Annotated in this window: 17 protein-coding genes and 2 tRNA genes; 11 read left to right on the top strand and 8 right to left on the bottom strand. The window is 63.0% G+C overall.

The window, feature by feature from the left end:
* Window position 1: 1 nt before the first annotated feature.
* The 8 genes from BLS51_RS25180 to ahpF all read left to right on the top strand — a co-directional run bounded on the left by BLS51_RS25180 (window position 2) and on the right by ahpF (window position 12,133).
* Entirely contained in the window at window positions 2-2,131 is a 2,130-nt protein-coding gene (locus BLS51_RS25180; RefSeq protein ID WP_090190599.1) for a M3 family metallopeptidase, read from the top strand.
* A 79-nt stretch (window positions 2,132-2,210) separates the two neighbouring features.
* Window positions 2,211-2,414 (top strand): VF530 family protein, encoded by a 204-nt coding sequence (locus tag BLS51_RS25185; protein ID WP_090190596.1) that lies wholly within the window; start codon window positions 2,211-2,213, stop codon window positions 2,412-2,414.
* 14 nt (window positions 2,415-2,428) lie between these two features.
* Window positions 2,429-2,704: a DUF4404 family protein gene (locus tag BLS51_RS25190; protein WP_090190593.1), complete on the top strand. Its 276-nt coding sequence runs from the start codon at window positions 2,429-2,431 to the stop codon at window positions 2,702-2,704.
* A 163-nt stretch (window positions 2,705-2,867) separates the two neighbouring features.
* Window positions 2,868-5,195 carry a YgiQ family radical SAM protein gene (locus tag BLS51_RS25195; protein WP_217636493.1) on the top strand — a complete coding sequence of 776 codons (2,328 nt, stop codon included), beginning with the start codon at window positions 2,868-2,870 and terminating at the stop codon, window positions 5,193-5,195.
* A 177-nt stretch (window positions 5,196-5,372) separates the two neighbouring features.
* On the top strand, window positions 5,373-6,857 hold the full coding sequence (locus BLS51_RS25200) for an RCC1 domain-containing protein (RefSeq protein WP_090190588.1): 1,485 nt from the start codon (window positions 5,373-5,375) through the stop codon (window positions 6,855-6,857).
* Window positions 6,858-6,972: 115 nt separating this feature from the next.
* Window positions 6,973-9,777, top strand: coding sequence for an EAL domain-containing protein (locus BLS51_RS25205; protein ID WP_229207748.1), 2,805 nt, complete (start codon window positions 6,973-6,975; stop codon window positions 9,775-9,777).
* 86 nt (window positions 9,778-9,863) lie between these two features.
* On the top strand, window positions 9,864-10,427 hold the full coding sequence (ahpC, locus tag BLS51_RS25210) for an alkyl hydroperoxide reductase subunit C (protein ID WP_090190582.1): 564 nt from the start codon (window positions 9,864-9,866) through the stop codon (window positions 10,425-10,427).
* A gap of 107 nt (window positions 10,428-10,534) precedes the next feature.
* Entirely contained in the window at window positions 10,535-12,133 is a 1,599-nt protein-coding gene (gene ahpF / locus BLS51_RS25215; protein WP_090190579.1) for an alkyl hydroperoxide reductase subunit F, read from the top strand.
* Between the two features lie 195 nt (window positions 12,134-12,328).
* On the opposite strand, the gene BLS51_RS25220 is transcribed toward ahpF, so the two are convergent.
* The 3 genes from BLS51_RS25220 to BLS51_RS25230 all read right to left on the bottom strand — a co-directional run bounded on the left by BLS51_RS25220 (window position 12,329) and on the right by BLS51_RS25230 (window position 14,193).
* Complete coding sequence (locus BLS51_RS25220) at window positions 12,329-12,526, bottom strand: hypothetical protein (protein WP_090190577.1); 198 nt, start codon at window positions 12,524-12,526, stop codon at window positions 12,329-12,331.
* A 63-nt stretch (window positions 12,527-12,589) separates the two neighbouring features.
* Window positions 12,590-13,717, bottom strand: a complete 1,128-nt coding sequence (locus tag BLS51_RS25225) for an AI-2E family transporter (RefSeq protein WP_090190575.1) — start codon at window positions 13,715-13,717, stop codon at window positions 12,590-12,592.
* Window positions 13,714-14,193 carry a cyclic nucleotide-binding domain-containing protein gene (locus tag BLS51_RS25230; RefSeq protein WP_090190572.1) on the bottom strand — a complete coding sequence of 160 codons (480 nt, stop codon included), beginning with the start codon at window positions 14,191-14,193 and terminating at the stop codon, window positions 13,714-13,716. The genes BLS51_RS25225 and BLS51_RS25230 overlap by 4 nt, the downstream gene beginning before the upstream one ends.
* Before the next feature lie 151 nt (window positions 14,194-14,344).
* Between BLS51_RS25230 and BLS51_RS25235 the strand changes: the two genes are divergently transcribed.
* Window positions 14,345-16,732 carry a TonB-dependent receptor plug domain-containing protein gene (locus tag BLS51_RS25235; protein ID WP_090190569.1) on the top strand — a complete coding sequence of 796 codons (2,388 nt, stop codon included), beginning with the start codon at window positions 14,345-14,347 and terminating at the stop codon, window positions 16,730-16,732.
* Entirely contained in the window at window positions 16,729-18,093 is a 1,365-nt protein-coding gene (locus BLS51_RS25240) for an aminotransferase class V-fold PLP-dependent enzyme (RefSeq protein WP_217636492.1), read from the top strand. The genes BLS51_RS25235 and BLS51_RS25240 overlap by 4 nt, the downstream gene beginning before the upstream one ends.
* On the opposite strand, the gene BLS51_RS25245 is transcribed toward BLS51_RS25240, so the two are convergent.
* The 5 genes from BLS51_RS25245 to BLS51_RS25265 form a co-directional block, all read right to left on the bottom strand.
* Entirely contained in the window at window positions 18,090-18,695 is a 606-nt protein-coding gene (locus BLS51_RS25245; protein WP_090190566.1) for an ABC transporter ATP-binding protein, read from the bottom strand. The two genes, BLS51_RS25240 and BLS51_RS25245, sit on opposite strands and share 4 nt — an antisense overlap.
* Window positions 18,686-19,915 (bottom strand): hypothetical protein, encoded by a 1,230-nt coding sequence (locus BLS51_RS25250; RefSeq protein ID WP_090190563.1) that lies wholly within the window; start codon window positions 19,913-19,915, stop codon window positions 18,686-18,688. Before BLS51_RS25250 ends, BLS51_RS25245 begins: the two co-directional genes overlap by 10 nt.
* A 78-nt stretch (window positions 19,916-19,993) precedes the next feature.
* Window positions 19,994-20,070, bottom strand: a tRNA-Asp gene (locus BLS51_RS25255).
* Window positions 20,071-20,092: 22 nt separating this feature from the next.
* Window positions 20,093-20,168, bottom strand: a tRNA-Val gene (locus tag BLS51_RS25260).
* Window positions 20,169-20,270: 102 nt separating this feature from the next.
* Window positions 20,271-21,086: a substrate-binding periplasmic protein gene (locus tag BLS51_RS25265; RefSeq protein ID WP_229208074.1), complete on the bottom strand. Its 816-nt coding sequence runs from the start codon at window positions 21,084-21,086 to the stop codon at window positions 20,271-20,273.
* 112 nt (window positions 21,087-21,198) lie between these two features.
* Here BLS51_RS25265 and dinB point away from each other — a divergent pair, with 112 nt between their 5' ends.
* Entirely contained in the window at window positions 21,199-22,347 is a 1,149-nt protein-coding gene (gene dinB / locus BLS51_RS25270) for a DNA polymerase IV (protein ID WP_090190558.1), read from the top strand.
* Window position 22,348 lies beyond the last annotated feature (1 nt).

A 22,348-nucleotide genomic window follows, 5' to 3' on the forward strand; every position in this document is an offset into this window, starting at 1 on the left:
CATGAACCACACCAACATCATCATCGCCGCCAGCATCGCTGCCGTCTTCAACGTCGCGCACGCGGCGGAACCTGCATCGATGCTGCCAGCTTCGAATCCGTTCGCCAAGGTCAGCACGCTGCCGTTCAACTATCCTGCCTTCGACAAGATCAAGAACGAGGACTACGCGCCAGCATTTGAAGAAGGCATGCGCCAGCAGAAGGCGGAAATCGAAGCCATTGCCAACAACAAGAAGCCAGCCACCTTCGACAACACCATCGTGGCGATGGAAAAATCCGGCCAGCTGCTGTCGCGCGTATCGAGCGTGTTCGGCAACCTGTCGGGCGCCAACACCAACGATACCTTCAAGGCGCTGGAGCGCGAGCTGTCGCCGAAACTGGCCGCGCACAATGACGCGATCCGCTTGAATGGCAAGCTGTACGCCCGCATCAAGTCGCTGTACGACAAGCGCGACAAGCTGCACCTGGACGCCGAATCCAAGTACCTGCTGGAACGCTACAACACCGACTTCGTGCGCGCCGGCGCGCAGCTGTCGGAAGCCGACAAGGCCAAGCTGAAAACCATGAACGGCGAGCTGGCGAAACTGCAAACCACCTTCGCCCAGAACGTGCTGGAAGAAGCCAACGCGTCGGCGCTGATCGTCGACAGCCGCGCAGAACTGGCTGGCATGTCGGACAAGGCCATCGACGCTGCCGCCAAGGCTGCTACCGCCAAGGGCCAGGAAGGCAAGTTCCTGATCCCGGTGGTGAACACCACCGGCCAGGCCAGCCTGGCCGTGCTGACCAACCGCGCGGTGCGCGAGAAGCTGATGGCGCTGTCGATGGCGCGTGGCAGTCATGGCGGCAAATTCGACAACACGCAAGTGGTGCTGGCCACCGTCAAGCTGCGTGCCGAGAAAGCCGCGCTGATGGGCTATCCTAACTTCGCCGCCTACTCGCTGGAAGACCAGACCGCGCACGACACCACTGCCGTCAACAAGCTGCTGGGCGAGCTGGCCAAGCCGGCCGTCAACAATGCGAAAAAAGAGGGCGCGGAGATCCAGCAGGCGATCGACAAGGCCAACGGCGGCTTCCAGCTGGCCGCGCATGACTGGGCCTTCTACAGCGACAAGGTGCGTGCCGAACGCTTCAACTTCGACCAGAACGAACTGCGTCCATACTTCGAGCTGAACAGCGTGCTGACCAACGGCGTATTCTTCGCCGCCAACAAGGTGTACGGTCTGTCGTTCAAGGAGCGCAAGGACCTGCCGGTGTACAACCCGGACGTGCGCGTGTTCGATGTGTTCGACGCCGACGGCAAGCAGCTGGCCATCTTCATCGCCGACTTCTACGCCCGCTCCAACAAGCGCGGTGGCGCCTGGATGAATGCCTATGTATCGCAATCGTCGCTGATGGGCACCCATCCGGTGGTGGCGAATCACCTGAACATTCCGAAGCCGGCCGACGGCGAGCCGACGCTGCTGACCTACGATGAACTGCGCACCATGTTCCACGAATTCGGCCACGCGCTGCACGGCATGTTCTCGAACGTGAAGTACCCGCGCTTCGCCGGCACCCGCGTGCCGCGCGACTATGTGGAATTCCCGTCGCAGGTCAACGAAATGTGGTCGGTGACGCCTGCCGTGCTGGCCAACTACGCCAAGCACTACCAGACTGGCGCGCCGATGCCGCAGGCACTGCTGGACAAAGTGGTCGCGTCGAAGAAATTCAACGAAGGCTTCCGCACCACCGAGTACCTGGCGGCGTCGATCCTGGACCAGAAATGGCACCAGCTGGGCGTGTCGCAGATCCCGACCGACGTGCTGGGCTTTGAAGCGGCTGCGCTGAAGGACGCCGGCGTCGATTACGCGCCGGTGCCACCGCGCTACCGCACCACCTACTTCTCGCACACCTTCGCCGGCGGTTATTCGGCCGGTTACTACGGTTACCTGTGGGCCGAGAAGCTGGATGCCGACGCGGTCGAATGGTTCAACGAGAACGGCGGCATGCTGCGCAAGAACGGCGACTACTTCCGCAAGATGCTGCTGTCGAAAGGCGGCACCATGGATGCGATGGAGATGTACCGCAACTTCCGCGGCCGCGACGCCAAGATCGAGCCACTGCTGGAACGTCGTGGCTTGACTGAAAAATAAGATCGGTTAAGTGTTACACCCGGGGCCGGCCTTGATTTGTGTAGAATCAAAGCCGGCCTTTTTGATTTTTGAGTAAGATATGAACAACCAATTACACGGCGTCACGCTGGAAGCGATCGTGACCCGTTTGCAGGAATACTATGGCTGGGAGCAATTGGCCCAGCGGATCGACATCAACTGCTTTCGCAGCGATCCGAGCGTCAAGTCCAGCCTGAAGTTCCTGCGCAAGACGCCGTGGGCCAGGGCACAGGTCGAAGCACTCTACCTGGCCACCAAATTTTAAAACTGGGAAATACTATGGACAGCAATCTGAAAACCTCGCTCAAGAACCTGCACGCCAACCTGGCCGATGCGGGGCCGGTCGATGAGGAGCTGCAAGACCTGCTGCGACAGTTGAACAGCGACATCACCACGTTGCTGGAACGGGGCGTCAACACCGAACCGGGCGAGTCCACCACCTATGGGCTGGCCGAGCGTAGCCAGGAGTTGTCGGCCAAATTCGCCGCCGAGCATCCGAAACTGGAGTCGGGCCTGCGCGAACTGGGCACCATTCTGTCAAACATGGGAATTTGACATTGTTTCTCCAAGTATTTGAAAAGTAAAAGAATTTTTTCAAACACCCGTGAGCGGAGTGGGGGTAATTCCGGTACAATACCGCCCCATGAATCCCCCAACTAATTTATTTGCGGCCGTCCCGAAGCGGTCTGCCCGCGCTGCCACCGCGCCTTTCCTGCCGATGTCCCGTCAAGAGATGGATGCGCTCGGCTGGGACGAGTGCGACGTCATCCTGGTGACCGGCGACGCCTATATCGACCATCCGAGCTTCGGCATGGCCCTGGTCGGCCGCCTGTTGGAAGCGCAAGGCTACCGCGTCGGCATCATCGCCCAGCCGGACTGGCAGTCGGCCGACGCCTTCCGCGCGCTCGGCAAGCCACGCCTGTACTACGGCGTCACCGCCGGCAATATGGACTCGATGGTCAACCGCTACACGGCCGACCGCAAGCCGCGCTCGGACGACGCCTACACGCCAAACGCCGAGCCGAACAAGCGCCCGGACCGCGCCGTCACCGTCTACGCCCAGCGTTGCCGCGAAGCCTATCCGGGCATTCCGGTGGTGATCGGCTCGATCGAAGCCTCGCTGCGCCGCATCGCCCACTATGATTACTGGTCGGACAAGGTGCGCCGCTCGGTGCTGTTCGAGTCCAAGGCTGACATGCTGATCTTCGGCAATGCCGAACGCGCACTGGTCGACCTGACCCGCCGCATGGCCGACGGGGAATCGATCAAGCAGATCCGCGACCTGCGCGGCACTTCCTTCCTGGTGCCGGCCGGCTGGATGCCGGGCGAAGAGTGGGGCGTGCACAACAGCACCCGCGTCGATACGCCGGGCAAGATCGACAAGCATATCGACCCGTATCTGATGGTCGAGCCGAACTCGCCCACCTGCGCCACCGGCAACGATGGCAAGCCGGCTGCCGAGGTCAACCCAGCCATGGTCGAGCCGACCAAGGCCGCTGCCGCGCCACCACCGCCGCCAGCCGAGGTGGTCAAGACCATCCGCATCATGAGCCGCGAGGAACGCCGCGCGATGGAACTGGAAAAGCACCACAAGACCGTGGTGCGCCTGCCGTCGTTCGAAACCGTGTCCAACGATCCGATCATGTACGCGCACGCCTCGCGCGTGTTCCACCTGGAATCGAATCCGGGCAATGCGCGTGCGCTGGTGCAAGGCCATGGCGACCGCGATGTCTGGATGAATCCGCCGCCGCTGCCGCTGCAGATGGACGAGATGGACAACGTCTACGACATGAATTACGCACGCGGCCCGCACCCGAGCTATGGCGACGCCAACATCCCGGCGTGGGAAATGATACGTTTCTCGGTCAACATCATGCGCGGCTGCTTCGGCGGCTGCACCTTCTGCTCGATCACCGAGCACGAAGGCCGCATCATCCAGAGCCGCTCGGAACCGTCGATCCTGCGCGAGATCGAGCATATCCGCGACAAGACCAAGGGCTTCACCGGCATCATTTCCGACCTCGGCGGCCCGACCGCGAATATGTACCGCCTGTCGTGCAAGGACAAGGAGATCGAAACCACCTGCCGCCGCCTGTCGTGCGTGTATCCGTCGATCTGCGTCAACCTTGGCACCAACCACAATCCGCTGATCAAGCTGTACCGCCGCGCGCGTGAGATCCCTGGCATCAAGAAGATCCTGATCCAGTCCGGCCTGCGTTACGACCTGGCGGTGCGTTCGCCCGAATACGTCAAGGAACTGGTGACCCACCACGTCGGCGGCCTGCTGAAGATCGCGCCTGAGCACACCGAAACCAATGTGCTCAACAAGATGATGAAGCCGGGCATTGGCGCCTACGATGAATTCAAGGCGCTGTTCGAGAAGTATTCGCTGGAAGCCGGCAAGAAGCAGTACCTGATCCCGTACTTCATTGCCGCCCACCCGGGCGCCACCGATGAAGACATGCTGAGCCTGGCGCTGTGGCTGAAAAAGAACAACTTCCGCCTGGACCAGGTGCAGACCTTCATGCCGACGCCGATGGCCATGGCCAGCGCCATGTATCACTCGCGCCGCAACCCGCTGCACAAGGTGACCGAGGATTCTGAGGAAGTGTTCACGCCGCGCACGCTGAAACAGCGTCAGGCGCAGAAGGCTTTCCTGCGCTACTACGATCCGAAGAACTGGCCCATCCTGCGCGACGCGCTGCGCCGCATGGGTCGCGCCGACCTGATCGGCACCGGCGAACGCCACCTGATCCCGCCGTACGTGGTGGGCGAGGAAAACTTCAAGGCCTCGCAGGGCAAGCGCGCGATGCCGATGATGGCGCCGGGCGAAGGCAAACGTGGCGCCGGCCGGACGCCGGTGGCCGGCGTTCGCGGCAAGCCGAATGCGCTGACCGGTTCGCTGACCGCGCGCGCCACGGTCGAAACCAAGGCCAAGCCGTCGATCCTGGATACCATCAAGGTCAAGAAAGCGGCGCCGGCGCCAGTCAAGGGCGGCAATCCGGGACGCGGTGCGGTAGCCAGCGCGCCGCGTGGACGCAAGTAATCTTTTCAAAAAAGCACCTTCGGGTGCTTTTTTTTCGTCCGTTCTCAAAAGAAATGTTGTTAAATAACCGTATCGGCGTAATAAGGTGGATAATTCAGGCCTGCTCTTGCGATGCAGGGCCGCCGTGCCGGGCTACACTGCTTGCTCCGCAGACCTCATTCTGTGAACTGGAAGATCATGAAAAACTTTAAATTCTCCTCCCTGCTGCTGGCGCCCCTGTTTGCCGTGCTGGCGGCTTGCGGCGGCGGTGGCGACGATAACAAGACCACCACCCCGGCCGTGGCCACGCTGAAAAGCATCGCCATCACCATGGGCTCGACCACCGTTCCGGTCAGCACCTTCCAGGACGCCACGGCGACCGGTACCTATTCGGACGGCAGCACCAAGGCGCTGACCGTGGCCGGCGGCCTGGCCTGGGCCACCAAGAGCGGCAACGCCACGGTGGCGTCGGTGGCCACCGCCAACGGCCGCGTCACCGGCGTCTCGGTCGGCACCGAAACCATCACCGCCACCCAGGAGGGTGTGGTGGGTTCGGTCAACGTCACGATTACCGCGCCATGGCAGCAAGTGTCGGCAGGCGGCTTCCAGACCATCGCCCGCCGCTATGACGGCAAGCTGTATGCATGGGGCCAGAACAACTGGGGCCAGCTGGGTGACAGCAGCAACACCGAGCGCACCACGCCGGTGCTGGTCAACAACGGCGCCGCCACCACCACCTGGCGTTCGGTGGCCGTGGGCGACCAGTTCGCGGTCGGCATCCGCGCCGGCACCAGTACCAGCACTACCACCACCGGCGGCACGCTGTGGGCATGGGGCCTGAACACCAATGGCCAGCTGGGCCTGGGCGACTCGGCCAACCGTTCGGTGCCGACCCAGATCGGCAAGGACACCAACTGGACGGCGGTTTCGGCCGGCAAGACCCACGTGCTGGCGCTGAAATCCGACGGCACGCTGTGGGCCTGGGGCCGCAACAGCTCCGGCCAGCTGGGTGACCTGACCGTGATCGGTCGCCAGGCGCCGGTCAAGGTCGGTGGCACCGACAAGACCAACACCGCAGTGTGGATTGCCTTCAGCGCCGGCGGCGCCCACTCGCTGGGCGTACAGAAAGACGGCACGCTGTGGGCCTGGGGCGACAACAACTTCGGCCAGCAGGGCAACGCCAGCACCAGCGCCACCGGCCAATCGACGCCAACCAAGGTCGGCACGCTGACCTACACTTCGGTGGCGGCCGGCGGCAACCACTCGATGGCAATCGGCACCGATGGCGTGCTGTACGGCTGGGGCGCCAACGGTTCCGGCCAGGTCGGCAACAACGCTGGCACCGGCACTGTGACCGCGCCGGTACAGATCAGCGACTTCAAGGACTGGACGCTGGTATCGGCCGGCGGCCTGCACACGCTGGCAGTCCGCAAGGGCGGCACGCTGTGGGCCTGGGGCTCGAACGCCGACGGCCAGCTCGGTGACGGCGGCTTCGACGCCGTGGCGCCGATCCAGATCGGCACCGACACCACCTGGATCGGCATCAGCGCCGGCGACAACCACAGCGCCGGCCTGAAAACCGACAATTCGCTGTGGACCTGGGGCCTGAACGCCAACGGCCAGCTGGGTAACGGCCGCACCGTCACCGCGCCGGTACCGGTCAGCATCCCTAACCCGAACTAAGCGGCGTTTTTCCGCCACAACGGACGGCAGGCGCGAGCCTGGCCGTCCGTTGCTTTTTGTACGTCCGAAGGGCTTACGCTACACTAGAGCCAGTGCTTTTCGTCCCGGGATGCCAGTGCTTTTCCGCTTTTACGCCCTTGCCAAGCTGTGCGCTGTCGTCCTGCTCCCGTTGGCGGCGCCGGCCGCCATGGCGCTGGACAAAGTCACGCTGCAACTGAAGCACGTCCACCAGTTCCAGTTTGCCGGCTACTACGCGGCACAGGAGCTGGGCTATTACAAGGAAGCCGGGCTGGAGGTGCGCATCCTGGAGGGCACGGACGGCAATGCGCCGGAGCGTGACGTCATTTCCGGCAAGGCCGAATACGGCACCGGCAGCAGCAGCCTGCTGCTGGCGCGCATGGCCGGCAAACCGGTGGTGGTGCTGGGCGTGATCTTCCAGCATTCGCCGTATGCGCTGGCGATGCGCCAGACCGGTGGCGATGCCGACATCCGCCGGCTGATCGGCAAGCGCGCGATGATCGGCTCGCTGACCGACGATCTCGGTAACGCCGACGAATTGCTGGCCTACCTGACCAAGGAGGGCCTGCCGCCCAGCAGTTTCCAGCGCGTCGAGCACAGCTTTAATCCGGAAGACCTGATCCACGGCAAGGTGGACGCGATGGCGGTCTACACCACCAACGAGCCGGACACCTTTGATCGCCTCGGCTTCCCTTATGATATCTACAGCCCGCGCGCGGTCGGCATCGATTTCTACGGCGACAACCTGTTCACCAGCGAGCAGGAAATCGCCAACCATCCGGCGCGGGTGCGCGCCTTCCGCGCCGCCAGCATGCGTGGCTGGCAGTGGGCGATGAGCCACCAGGAGGAAATGGCCGACATCATCCTCAGCAAGTATTCACGCCGCAGCGACCGCCAGCACCTGCTGTACGAGGCGGGACAGATGGTGCCGCTGGTGCAGCCGGTGCTGGTGGAAATCGGCTATATGAACCCGGACCGCTGGCGGCATATCGCCGACGTCTACGCCGGGCTGGGCATGATGCCGCGCCAGGCCAGCTTCGACGGCTTTATGTACCAGCTGGACCGCAGCCGTCCCAGCCTGCTGTGGCTGTATCGGGCGCTGGCCGGCGTGGCGCTGCTGCTGGTGCTGGGGGCGGCCATCCACTTCAGCCGGCTGGCGCGCGAGCGCAAGCGGGTGCTGGAAACCATCCGCACCGGCGAGCAGCGCTTCCGCACCATGTTCGAGGCGGCGCCGCTGGGCATCGCGCTGATCGATTCGATCAGCTCGGAATACCGCGACATCAACCCGCGCTACCAGGAGATACTCGGACGCACGCAGCACGAACTGCGGGCGCTGCGCTGGCTGGAGGTCGGCCACCCGGACGATATCGTGCAGATCAAGGCGCAGATGGCTTTGCTGAACACGCGGCAGATCAGCAGCTTCAAGGCGCTGAGCCGGCTGTTCCGGCCGGATGGCAGCGTGGTATGGATCGATGTCTCGGTCAACGCCATTGAGGCCGAGGCCGGCAGCCATCCGCACCATTTGTGCATGATCGAGGATGTCACCGCCAAGAAGCAGAGCGAACAGCTGATCTGGCAGCAGGCCAATTTCGACACGCTGACGCAGCTGCCCAACCGCCGCATGTTCCTCGACCGGCTGGCGCACGACATGCTGAAGAGCCAGCGCGACAAGTCGCGCATCGCCGTGCTGTTCATCGACCTCGACCACTTCAAGGAAGTCAACGACACGCTTGGCCACCAGCAGGGCGACGTGCTGCTGGTCGATGCCGCGCGCCGCATCAGCGCCTGCGTGCGCAAGTCGGACACGGTGGCGCGGCTGGGCGGTGACGAGTTCACGGTGATCCTGACCGAGCTGGAAGCGGCGGACCATGTGGAGCGCATCGCCCAGGCCATCCTCAACCGCTTGCTGCAGCCGTTCGCGCTGGGCCAGGAACAGGCTTTCGTCTCGGCCAGCATCGGCGTCACGCTGTACCCGGACGACGCGCTCGACATCGACGACCTGCTGAAGCATGCCGACCAGGCGATGTACGCAGCCAAGGGCGCCGGCCGCAACCGCTACAGCTATTTCACGCCGACCTTGCAGGTGGCGGCGCTGAACCGCATGCGCCTGACCAACGATCTGCGTGGCGCGCTCAAGGGCGAGCAGTTCGAGCTGTACGTCCAGCCGATTGTGCACCTGGCCAGTGGCGCCATCCACAAGGCCGAGGCGCTGATACGCTGGAATCACCCGCAGCGCGGCCTGGTCAGCCCGCTGGAATTCATCCCGCTGGCCGAGGCCGGCGGCCTGATTATCGATATCGGCGAATGGGTGTTCCGCGAGTCGGCGCGCTGGGTACAGCGCTGGCGCCGCGAACACTATGCGGAATTCCAGATCAGCGTGAACCAGTCGCCGCTGGAATTCCAGCGCGAGGGCAGCTCCTACCAGGGCTGGCTGCAACACCTGCAATCGCTGGCGCTGCCCGGACAATCGCTGGTGGTGGAAATCACCGAGGGCCTGCTGCTGGACGCCAGCAGCGCGGTCAGCAACCGACTGCTGCAATTGCGCGACGCCGGCATCCAGGTGGCGCTGGACGATTTCGGCACCGGCTATTCATCGCTGTCCTACCTGAAGAAGTTCGACATCGATTACCTGAAGATCGACCGCTCCTTCACCCGCAACCTGGCGCCCGATTCCAGCGACATGGCCTTGTCCGAGGCGATCATCGTCATGGCCCACAAGCTCGGGCTGAAGGTCATTGCCGAGGGCGTCGAAACGCCGGAACAGCGCGACCTGCTGGCTGCCGCCGGCTGCGACTACGGCCAGGGCTACCTCTTCGCCAAGCCGATGCCCGCCGTGCAATTCGATGCTTTCCTGCGCGATAATGCTATGCCCATTACCGGGTCGATAGTCAAATCCAATTGAAACTATTGGAACAATCAATTTTGCAAATGGTGCAAAAAGCCTTAAACTGGCGTCTCAATGATTCACAACCCAACGAGGAAACCACAATGTCCCTGATCAATACCCAAATCAAGCCATTCAACGCCACCGCTTACGTAGACGGCAAATTCATCGACGTTAGCGACGAGTCGTTGAAAGGCAAGTGGTCCGTTCTGATGTTCTACCCAGCCGACTTCACCTTCGTGTGCCCAACCGAACTGGAAGATCTGGCCGATTTCCAACCTGAATTCGCCAAACTGGGCGTGGAAGTCTACGGCGTGTCGACCGACACCCACTTCGCGCACAAAGCATGGCACGACACCTCGGACGCGATCAAGAAAGTGAACTACCCGCTGATCGGCGACCCAACCGGCAAACTGTCGCGTAACTTTGAAGTCATGATCGAAGAAGAAGGCCTGGCACTGCGCGGCACCTTCGTCATCAATCCAGAAGGCTTCATCAAAGTGCTGGAAGTGCACGACAACGGCATCGGCCGCGACGCTTCGGAATTGCTGCGCAAAGTGAAAGCAGCGAAATACGTTGCCGAGCACCCAGGCCAGGTGTGCCCAGCTAAATGGACCGAGGGCGCAGCTACCCTGACCCCATCGCTGGACCTGGTTGGCAAGATCTAAGCCCGGCTTAGCTTGAACAACAAAGCAGCAAACAAGTAGTTACCGCGATGCCGGACCGGGCGTCCGGCCCGGCATACGCCTAAATATTTGTGTAAAGGAAGAAAATCATGTTGGACGCAACCCTCAAAACCCAGTTGAAAGCCTACCTGGAAAAAGTGGTTCACCCACTGGAGCTGGTCGCTTCTCTCGATGACAGCGCCAAGGCCCGTGAGATGAAAGAACTGCTCCTCGAAATCAGCGAGTTGAGCGACAAGATCACGCTGGTCGAGCGCAACGAAGCGGGCGTGCGCGCACCGTCGTTCAGCATCAACCGTGCAGGCACCGATATCGCCGTGCGTTTCGCCGCGATTCCCATGGGCCACGAATTCACCTCGCTGGTGCTGGCGCTGCTGCAAGTCGGCGGCCACACCATCAAATTTGACGAAGCCGTGATCGAGCAAATCCGCAACCTGGATGGCGATTACGAATTCGAAACCTTCATGTCGCTGACCTGCCATAACTGCCCGGACGTGGTGCAGGCGCTGAACGCCATGTCGGTGATTAACCCACGCATCAAAGTGACGACGATCGACGGCGGCCTGTTCGCCAAGGAAGTCGAAGAGCGCCAGATCCTGGCCGTGCCGATGATGTTCCTGAACGGCCAGCATTTCGGCCAGGGCCGTACCTCGGTTGAGGAAATCCTCGCCAAGCTGGACACCAACGCCGGCGTCCGCCAGGCTGCCGAGCTGAGCAAGAAAGAGGTGTTCGATGTGCTGGTGGTGGGCGGTGGCCCTGCCGGCGCGGCTGCGGCGATCTACGCTGCCCGCAAAGGCATCCGCACCGGTGTGCTGGCCGAGCGTTTCGGCGGCCAGGTGCTGGACACGCTGTCGATCGAGAACTTCATTTCGGTGAAAGAGACCGAAGGACCGAAGTTTGCCCTGGCGCTGGAACAGCACGTCAAGGAATACGACGTCGACATCATGAACACCCAGCGCGCCAGCAAGCTGGTGCAGGCTGGCAAAGTGGTGGAAATTCAGACCGCCTCTGGCGCGGTGCTGAAAGCCAAGTCGGTGATCCTGGCGACCGGCGCCCGCTGGCGCGAGATCAACGTGCCGGGCGAGAAGGAATACCGCAACCACGGCGTGGCTTACTGCCCGCACTGCGATGGCCCGCTGTTCAAGGGCAAGCGCGTGTCGGTGATCGGCGGCGGCAACTCGGGTGTGGAAGCGGCGATCGACCTGGCTGGCCTGGTCAAGCACGTGACCTTGATCGAGTTCGGCGCGGAACTGCGCGCTGACGCGGTGCTGCAACGCAAGCTGCGCAGCCTGCCGAATGTCACCGTGATCACCTCGGCACAAACCACCGAGATCCACGGCGACGGCAAGATCGTCAACGGCCTGAGCTACACCGACCGCAACACCAATGTGTCGCACAAGGTGGAGCTGGAAGGCGTGTTCGTGCAGATCGGCCTGGTGCCGAACACCGAGTGGCTGAAAGGCACGGTTGCGCTGTCGCGTCACGGCGAGATTGAAGTCGATGCACGTGGCCAGACTTCGCTGCCAGGCGTGTTTGCTGCGGGTGACGTCACCACGGTGCCGTACAAGCAGATCATCATCGCCACCGGCGAAGGCGCCAAGGCCGCCCTGTCCGCCTTCGACCACCTGATCCGTTCGGATGATGCGGAAGTGGTGGAAGAGTCGGCAGAAAAGCAGGCACTGACGGCCTAAAGTAAAACGCGTGTGGGCATGCGACGCTCAAGATCGTCGCATACCGCACGCGTTTTTTATTTGTGCAGCACGCCAGAGTCCCGCCCGAATACTCCGAGCATGGTGGCGCTTGCAGACTATATAGGCAAAGATGGCGAGTACTTCGTTGTCACATTCCTGTGAGAGTAACTGATACATGGCTGGCATGATCGTTACTCATTTTTGTCTAAACGCCGCTTTCCACGCAGCGTCGAATGCGGCGACGATTTCTTCATCGGTAAACTGGGCACTGGGCCAGTCGTCGAAAAAGCGCTTGCGTGGTGGCTTTCCTGCGCGCTCGGCGCGCATGTCTTCGTCTACGCGCTGGCAGATTTCGCGGATTTCTTCTGAGGTAAGGTTGTCGAATCTCATCATGGCCTCCCGTATCGGTATCAGGCCAGTGTACGCCGTGAGTGGCGGCGCACGTTTGATGCAGGTCTAGGTGCTCAGGTCCTGGCTGGCCTGGCGGGCACGTAATTGCATGGCGTTGCGGTGGCGCGCGCGCAGGCGCGGATCGGTGATCAGCCGGCCCAGCGTTTCGCCGATCACCATCACCACGCCCAACAGCGGCAGCACCAGCATCAGCCCCGCCACACCAGCCACCGAGCCGCCGATGAAAATCATCAGCACGGTAATCAAGGGATGGATATGCAGGCTGCGGCCCAGCGTCAACGGCATGAAGACGAAATCATCCAGCAGACGCACGCAGATGAACACGCCTATCGCCAGATACGCCACCGACGGGTCTGCCGGCGCGTCGGTCGACGCCACCATCACCACCAGCATGCAGCCAACGATCGAGCCGACATACGGCACCCACGCCAGCACCGCAGCAATCAGGCCCAGCATCAGCGGCGACGATACGCCGATCGCCCACAAGCCGAACGCCAGCACTGCCGTGTCCAGGATGGTCAGCCGTATCAGTCCACGGAAGTAGCGGTGCGCGGTCTGGTCGACTTCATGCAGCAGACACAGCGTGCGCTCGAAGAACGCATTCGGCACCGCGCGCGCCAGGAATTTCTTGAAGCGCAGGCCGTCGCGCAAAAAGAAGAAGGTCAGGAACGGCGCCAGCAGCAGTGACGGCAGCCACGCCGCCATCGATACCAAAATGTCGGTCAGGTGCGACTGGATGTAAGCGCCAGTGAACTCGCTCATGCGCTGGTTGACGGTATCGGCCAGCTGCACCTGTCGCAGTAGCGGGAACTGCTCCTCCAGCGACACCAGCGTGCCGCGCACGAACTCCAGCCCACCAGCCAGATAGATGCCCAGCTTGTCCTGCCACGAGGTGGTTGGCGTCGAATTCCAGAAGATCGCCGCCAGTATCGCCAGTGCCACCAGCAGCACGAACACGCTCCCCACCAGCATGATCGCGGCATTCTGGCTGAAACCCATGCGCGTCAGCCGCTGCATTGGCGGTTGCAGGATGTAGTACAGCACAATGCCGAGCAAGAACGGCACCGCCAGGAATAGCGTGTGCTGCAACAGGAACAGCAGCAAGCAGGTGGCGGCGATGATGCCGCTCCACACCACCGGCCCGCCGCGTTGTTGTGTCGGCAGCAGATTCATAGCGCCTCGATTTGCGGTTTGCCGGTCATCCAGTCACGCAGCCGGCGGGCGATGTGGCGCGCCAGGGCCAGCGAGATCTTGTAGCCGATCACCGGATCGGTTTCCATCAGCCCCATGAAGTCGGCGCGGAAGAATACCGCCAGCTCGCAGTTGTCGAGCGCGCGTGTTTGCGCATTGCGCGGCGAGTTGTCCAGCAAGGCCAGGTCGCCGAAGAAGGAGCCGGCCGACAGCTCGGCCACCACCTCGCGCCCGGCGCCGTGCACCCGGCTGATGATGACGCGGCCTGACATCACCAGATACAGCGCCTGCCCTTCCTCGCCTTCGTCGAAGATGATCTCGTCGGCTTGGTAGCGGCGTTCGTGCATCAGGCCATCGACGATTTTCAGTTCCAGCGGTGTCAATGAGGCGAACAGTGCCGATTCCTTCAAGCGCAGCAAACGGGGGGATAGAGCAGGTGACTTGAAGAGGCCGAACATTAACCGCGCTCCTGAAAAAATATAAATAAGACGACAACACTGATTGTCGCACATCGTCGGCAGGGGAGTAACTTGCAAAGTCATACCCTTGACATACTGCCGCATTAAGCTACCGCTCGCCACTTCCCACAACCACCACAGAGTAGCGAATATGAAACGTAGCCAAATTGCCAGCGCAGCAGCGCTGTTGTGCGCCTGCCAGGCGCTGACCGTAGCCCACGCCCAGAACACGAGCGCAGCAGCAGCCGTCACCGCTGAAGCGCAGCAATCGGTGATCGTTACCGGCACCCGTGCCAGCAACCGTACCCAGTTCGATACGCTGGCGCCAGTGGACGTGTTCACCCGCGAAGAAATCGGTGCGGTGGAATCGTCCGACCTGAACGATGTGCTGGCCCAGCTGGTGCCATCGTATGTGGTGCAGCGTCTGCCAATGGCCGATGGCCAGGTATTCGTCCGCCCGGCCACGCTGCGCGGCCTGTCGCCGGACCAGACGCTGGTGCTGGTCAACGGCCGTCGCTTCCACCGCAGCGCCCTGCTGGGTGCGCGCGGTGCGCAGGCGCCCGACCTGGCGCAAATCCCGACCAGCGCCATCAAGCGCATCGAAGTGCTGCGTGACGGCGCTTCGGCGCAGTATGGCTCGGATGCGATTGCCGGCGTCATCAACATCATCCTGGACGACAGCCTGGGCGGCGAGATCAGCGCCCAGCACGGCCAATATAGCGAAGGCGACGGCAAGGCCAACGAGCTGCGCGCCAAATATGGTTTCATGCTGGGCGAGAATGCCCGCGTGACGCTGTTTGCCGAGGCATCGCAATCCGATCCGACCTCGCGCACGCGCCAGCGTCCGGACGCTATCGCCTTCCAGGCCGCGCACCCGGAACTGAAAGTGCCGAACCCGGTACAACGCTGGGGCCAGCCAGACCTGGAAAGCCAGCGCGCCGGCTTCAACGCCAACTGGGACCTGGGCGGCGACACGGTGGCCTACAGCTACGGCCTGTTCGCGCACAGCGAAGGCACCTCGGACTTCAACTGGCGCAACCCGGACACCAGCACCTCGGTCTACAAGCCGACCACAGTGTTCCCTGGCTGGGATGTTCGCAGCATCTTCCCGCTGGGCTTCAGCCCGCAGTACACCAACAAGCAGAACGACATGCAGCTGATGGCCGGTCTGCGCGGCCAAATCAATGAAGCGCTGGGCTGGGATGTCAGCGCCTCGTACGGCCGCAACGCCATCGACTATGGCCTGCACAACTCGATCAACGCCTCGCTCGGCCCGAACAGCCCAACCTCGTTCAACCTGGGCCGCCTGACGCAGGAAGAAAAACTGGTCAACGCCAACTTCACCTATGAGTGGAAAGTGGCCGGCCTGTCGCAACCGGTCAACGTTGCCTTCGGCGCCGAGTTCCGCAACGAGAGCTATGCGGTGAAGGCTGGCGATCCGGCATCGTACGCTGTCGGCCCTGGCGCCTCGGCTGGGCTGGACGCCAACTCCAACGGCGCGCCTGGCTTCAGCAATATCCAGGCCGGCAAGTGGGATCAGGACAGCTACGCCGCCTATGCCGATATCGAAGTCCCGCTGAGCAAGCAGGCTTCGATCGGCGCGGCGGTGCGTTATGAAGACTTCTCCGAATTCGGCAACACCGTCAACGGCAAGCTGTCGGCCCGCTTTGAGGTGACGCCTGACTTCGCGCTGCGTGGTTCGTATTCGACCGGCTTCCGCGCGCCGACGCCGGGACAGCTGAACACCAACAGCACCAGCCAGGGACTGGACACCAAGACGCTGCTGGTGTTCACCACCGGCCGCCTGGCCAACAACGACCCGCTGGCGGTGGCGCTGGGCGCCAAGCCGCTGCAACCGGAAAAGTCCAAAAACCTGTCGCTAGGCCTGACCTGGAAAGATGCCAGCGGCCTGTCCGGTTCGGTGGATATGTACCGCATCAGGCTGAGCGACCGTTTCAGCACCTCGGCCTCGTTCGCGGTACCGGCCGGCACGCCTAACCCGTTGCGCTACACCTCGGTCAGCTACTTCACCAATGACTTCGACACCACCACCAAGGGCGTCGATGTGGTCGGCAGCTACCTGAGCCGTCTCGGCGCCGGCAAGCTGAACCTGACCGCTGCGTACAATCACAACGACACCAAAATCGATGGCGGCAAATCCAGCGTCGCCACCAACGAAAGCCAGCGCGTGGTGTTCGAAGAGCGCCTGCCACGCCAGAAGGCGACCTTCAGCGCAGCCTATGACCAGGGCGCGTGGAATGCGCTGGCGCGCATGCGCTACTACGGCGGCTGGACCGACAGCACCGGCAACGCCACCGGCGATATCTTCCAGCGTTTTGGCGCCATGCGCTTCCTCGACCTGGCTGCCAGCGTCAAGCTGGGCGACAAGCAGTCGCTGCGCTTTGGTGTCGACAATGTGCTGAACAAGTATCCGGACGAAGCTGTGTTCCAGGCCAGCCGTGGCCTGATCTACTCGCGTAACGCGCCATACGACACCGATGGCCGCAATATGTACGTCGAGTACACGGTGAAGTTTTGAATGCAGCTGATTCACAACGCCGCGCCTGGCTGAAGGCCGGCGCCCTGCTGCCGCTGGCGCCGTCAATGGCGCTGGCGACGGCGACCAGCTCCGCGACTGCGTCTGCGGCCGCCACGGTCTACGCCGGCGCGACTGCCATCGCCGCCGCGCCCACGCTACCGGTCATGCCGGCGCGGCCGGCCGGTACGCCGCAGCAGGTGGCGGCGGATGAATCGTACTGGCGGCAAATCGCCGCGCAATACGACATCACCAACGAAGTCGCCATGCTGGACAACGCCTTCTGGGGTTCGATGTCGCGCCCGGTGCTGGCGGCGTATGAACAGCATGTGGCTGAAGTCAACCGTGGCAATTCTTACTACGGCCGCACGCAGTTCCCGCCAGCGTTTGGCGCGGCGCGGCGACGCGCGGCCGAGGCGCTCGGCGTGTCGGCCGACGAAATCGTCTTCACGCGCGGCGCCACCGAGGCCTTGCAGATCCTGATCGGCAGCTACAACAAGCTGCGTCCAGGCGACGTGGTGCTGTGCGCCGATATCGACTACGACAATATGATCACCACGCTGCACTGGCTGAAGCAGCGGCGCGGCGTGGAAGTGGTGTCGATTGCGATGCCGGAACCGTTCACCCATCAATCGGTCATCGATTGCTATGCGCAGGCGATGGCGCGTCATCCGAAGCTGAAGCTGATGCTGCTCACGCACGTCAATCACCGCAACGGCATGGTATTGCCTGTGGCCGAAATCAACCGCATGGCGCGCGAGCGCGGCATCGATACCATCGTCGATACCGCGCATGGCTTCGGCCAGCTGGACATGCGCCTGCCTGACCTGCAGGCGGACTTCGCCGGCATCAATCTGCACAAGTGGATCGGTGCGCCGATCGGCGTGGGGGCGATCTATATCCGTCGTGGCCGGGTGCAGGATATCGATCCTTACATGGGCGAGACGGACCGTGCTGATATCCGCACGCGTGTGCATACCGGCACGCTGAATTTTGCTGCTTACCTGGCCTTGCCGCAGGCGCTCGACCTGCATGAGCAGGTGGGCGTGGCGTACAAACAGGCACGCCTGGCGCGGTTGCGCCAGCGCTGGCTGGATGCGGTGCGCGATGTGCCGGGACTTCAACTGCTGGCGTCGGACGATCCACGGCTGAGCAGCGCGATTGCTGCATTCCGTTTGCGCGGCCGCACATCGATGGCGGACAATGTCGCCCTGGCGCGTCGCCTGTTGAAGGAGCATGGCGTGTTCACGGTGGAGCGTGACGGCCTGGCGGGCGGCGCCTGCGTGCGCGCGACGCCGTCGATCTTCACGCTGGAGGCGGAGGTGGATCGTCTCAGCGCTGCGCTGCGCAAGGTTGCCGCTTAAAGCTGCACTGTGTGTGTCAGCGGCAGCTGCGGGTCGAGGTGGCTGGTCAGCAGGATCAACTGGCTGGCCAGGCGCTGCGGCGCGGATAGCTGCTGGCGCAGGTAGGCTACCGCATCGACATCGAGTCCGTTGAAGGGTTCGTCAATCAGCAACAGGCGCACCGGCAATGACAGTGCCAGCGCCAGTTGCATCTTCTTGTGCTGGCCCAGCGATAGCGTGGTGACTGGCTGATCCAGCGTTGGCATCAAATGGAAGGCGGCCAACTGCGCGTTAAGCTGCGCTTCATCCGTGCCTGGATAGAGGCCGATGTGCAGGTCGAGCATCTCGCGCACGGTCAGCCATGGCAGTTGTGGTGTGTCGCCGCCGCAGTAGTAGCAGCGCAGGCGGTAGGTCAGCGGCTGGGCGTGGATTTCGATATCGTCCAGCCAGATCTTGCCGCTGTGCGGCGTCAGCGCGCCGCCGGCCAGTTTCAGCAGCGTGGTCTTGCCGGCGCCGTTTTCACCGCGCAGCCAGGTGACGCCGGCTTGCAGCGCCAGGCTGTATTGCTGGAACAGCGGATGGCTGGCGTATTCAAAGTCCAGCTGTTCGATTCTTAATTCCATAATTCGCTTCCGATGGCAGTCAGGATGATGATGGCGCCGATGACCAGGCCGACGCGGCCGCGCGTACTCAGGCGGCGTAGCGCCACCACGGCGATTTGCGCGATGGCGGCGAAGCATAGCCAGACGATGGCGACGGTGTGGCTGTAGCCGTCGGCCTGGCGGCCCAGTGTCAGCAGGGCGAACCAGGCCAGCACGCAGGCGGCGGGCAATAGCGTGAACAGCATGGCCAGGCGGTACAGGCGTTCGGTGTTCAGCGGCCAGCCGGCGGCGACAGGCCGCAGCAGGGCGATCTGTTCGGCGACGGCCTTGTCGCCGCGATCCGTGAGCAGCATGGTGGTCAGCGCGGCGCCGGCGGCCCACAGCGCCGGCGGGACGATGGCCGGGCGCCACATCCAGGCGCCGATGCTGGCGATGGCGCCGGCCAGCAGCAAGATTTGCTGGATGCCGACCACGTTTTCAGCGCGCCAGAACGGTAGCCAGAACAGCTGCTTCCAGAAATAGGGCAGCCCGGCCTTGCTGCTGGCGTGGCTGGCGCTGCCGGGCGCGCCGGCCGCGCCGGAGGCTGTGGCCTCGCTCAATACTTTGGCTGCGCCGGATGCCGTGGCCGCTACGGATGGCGGGACCATGCCGGCCGCGTTGGCGCTGTTGCGCACGGCGCGCGACGGCTGGTAGGCACTGGGGGCGGCGCGATTGTGGCGTGGCCGCCGGGCGGCAGGCGAGCGGGCGCGATGGGCCAGCGCCAGCGTGGACAACAGCCAGGCCAGCAGCAGCGAGGCCGCCGTCAGCAGCAGCGCCTGGGGCGCGACAGGCCGTAGCCAGTCCGGCCATTGATACAGCCAGATGGCGGTGGACATGGCATAGGCCAGGCTCAATGGCCCGACGATCAGGGCGGCGACCGCCGCATCGGCAAGCCATTTGTCGCGGGCCGGCACAGGCAAGGTCCGGCTCCACATCAATACGGCTGCCGGATGCAGGCGCTTGCGCAGCAGCCAGACCGGCGCGCTGGCCAGCATGACCTGGCCGGCAAATAATCCCAGCGCTTCCGGCCACGGCTGGGTGGCGGCAAACAAACCGGGCAAGGCAACGCAGGCGAGCAGGCCGAAAATCACCGGCGCAAAACCCAGCAGGATATATTCAAGCGAACTGCGGAGACTGACCGCGAACTGCAGCAGCGCATGCCGTGCGAGGCGGAGGCGAAAGCGGAGATAGGAAGTCTTCATTGCCAATCAGCATACATTGAAATACTGAGGCGGAAATGAAAAAGGCCCGATGCGAACATCGGGCCTTTCTCTGAATATTGGCGGAGCGGACGGGACTCGAACCCGCGACCCCCGGCGTGACAGGCCGGTATTCTAACCAACTGAACTACCGCTCCAATTCGTCCTGCATAAGTTTGCTGGTGGGTGCTGAGAGGCTCGAACTCCCGACCTACGCCTTGTAAGGGCGCCGCTCTACCAACTGAGCTAAGCACCCAGAAAACTTATCAGCGTTTGTCACAACTGCTGAACGAGGCCGTATTCTATCGGAGGCCGATTCACTTCTGCAAGGGTTTTCGAAAATTATTTTTTCGCCCAGTTAGCGCGGTGGCGGCAGCGCGTCGAGAATATCGCGCGTGCCATCGTGGAACAGCCGGTGCGTGACTTCGACGCCGATATAGCGTTCGTAGAATTTCTGCATGGTGCCATCGGCCACGATGGAGCGCATCGCGTCCGCATAGCGCTGCACCGCTTCCCTGGGTACTTTCTTCGACACATACAGGCCGACCATGGTGCGCGGCGACTCGGCCACCGTGCTGGCGGTCATCCTGGCGGTCATGCCGAACTGGCGCTGGTTGAGGATGTGGATGGTCGGCGGCGCGAACGTGCCTTCGGCACGCCCCGCTCGGATTTTGCGGAACACCACGCCGTAGTCGTTGACGTATTCCAGCCGTCCCAGCTTTTGCAGACGGTCCAGCTGCACCTGTGTCTCCGGCGAATATGAAATGCCGCGCGTGATGTTGAGCCGCGCGCTGCTGTGTTCGACAAACTCCGCCAGGCTGCGGAACTTGCCCGCATGCTGGTTCAGCAGCACCAGCTCAAAGTGCGTGTAGGTGTAGGGCAGCCAGATGCCATAGCGGTCGCGCTCGGCTGTGCGCAGCGAGGCGCCGGTCATCTCCAGCTCGTTGTTGAAGAATTGCGCGTACAACCGGCTGCGCGGATACCAGCGTATCTCCAGCTTGCAGCCGCTACGCTTTTCGATCTCCCGCAGCACATCGATATTGCTGCCGCGAATAGTCACGCCGTCCAGATAGGACGAATAACCGAGGTCGCTGACACCAACCGTGGCCGACGGGCAAGCCGGCTCACGCTGCGCCGCCTGCGCGCTGATCAGCGGCAGCAGGGAAGCCAGCATAACGGTGGGCAAGCGCAAGGTCATGCCGCTGAGTGTAACACTTGCTAACACCGGCTTGCACGGCGGCGGCTTTCAGTGGATACTGTGTTTATTTACAGTAATTTGCTGCATTATGGCTGAAACCGGTCGCCGCATCGCCCACATCGACATGGATGCGTTTTTCGCGTCGGTCGAGCTGCTGCGCTACCCGCAGTTGCGCGGCCAGCCGGTGGTGATCGGCGGCCGTGGCTATGCGCCCGAGCAGCGCGAGGACGGTTCCTACGCCTTCAAGCGTCTGCGTGACTACGTCGGGCGTGGCGTCATTACCACAGCGACTTACGAGGCGCGCGCCTTCGGCGTCGGCTCGGCGATGGGCATGATGAAGGCGGCCAAGCTGGCGCCGGACGCCATCCTGCTGCCGGCCAATTTCGACGCCTACCGCCATTATTCGCGGCTATTCAAGGAAGCGGTGGCCAGCATCGCGCCGGATATCGAAGACCGGGGCATTGATGAAATCTTCGTCGACCTGACCCATGTGGAAGGCGAGACGCGCGAACTGGGGGCACGCATCAAACAGGCCGTGCAACAGGCGACCGGGCTGACCTGTTCGGTAGGCATCACGCCCAACAAGCTGCTGTCGAAAATCTGCTCGGACCTGGAAAAGCCGAACGGCCTGACAGTGCTGGGCTTCGACGATATTCCGTCGCGCATCTGGCCGCTGAGCGTGCGCAAGGTGAATGGCATCGGCCCCAAGGCCACCGCCAAGCTGGCTGCGCTGGGCATCGAGACGGTCGGCCAGCTGGCGCAGGCGGACCAGGGGCTGCTGCAGGATTACTTCGGCGCCCACTACGCGGCCTGGCTGGCGCGGGCGGCGCACGGCATCGATGAGCGCGAGCTTTCCACCAGCCGCGAGAGCAAGTCGATCTCGCGCGAAACCACGTTTGAACGCGACCTGCATGCGCGCCAGGACCGCGAGGCACTGTCCGCCATCCTGGTCAATCTGTGCGAGCGGCTGGAGGAAGACCTGAAACGCAAGGGCTACGTCAGCCGCACCATCAGCATCAAGCTGCGCTATGACGATTTCCAGATCGTCAGCCGCAACGTCACGCTGCCGCAACCGGTGGCCGAGGCGGCGGCCATCCTGCAGGCGGCGCGCGAGTGCCTGAAACGGGTGCCGCTGCAACGCAAGCTGCGCCTGCTCGGCGTGCGCGCCAGCACGCTGGAGACGCCCGGCGCAACAGTCTACAAACTGCAAGCGGTGCAAGGGGATTTATTCGACTGAA

The organism is Duganella sp. OV510, from assembly GCF_900100205.1.
Classification (GTDB): Bacteria; Pseudomonadota; Gammaproteobacteria; order Burkholderiales; family Burkholderiaceae_D; genus Rugamonas.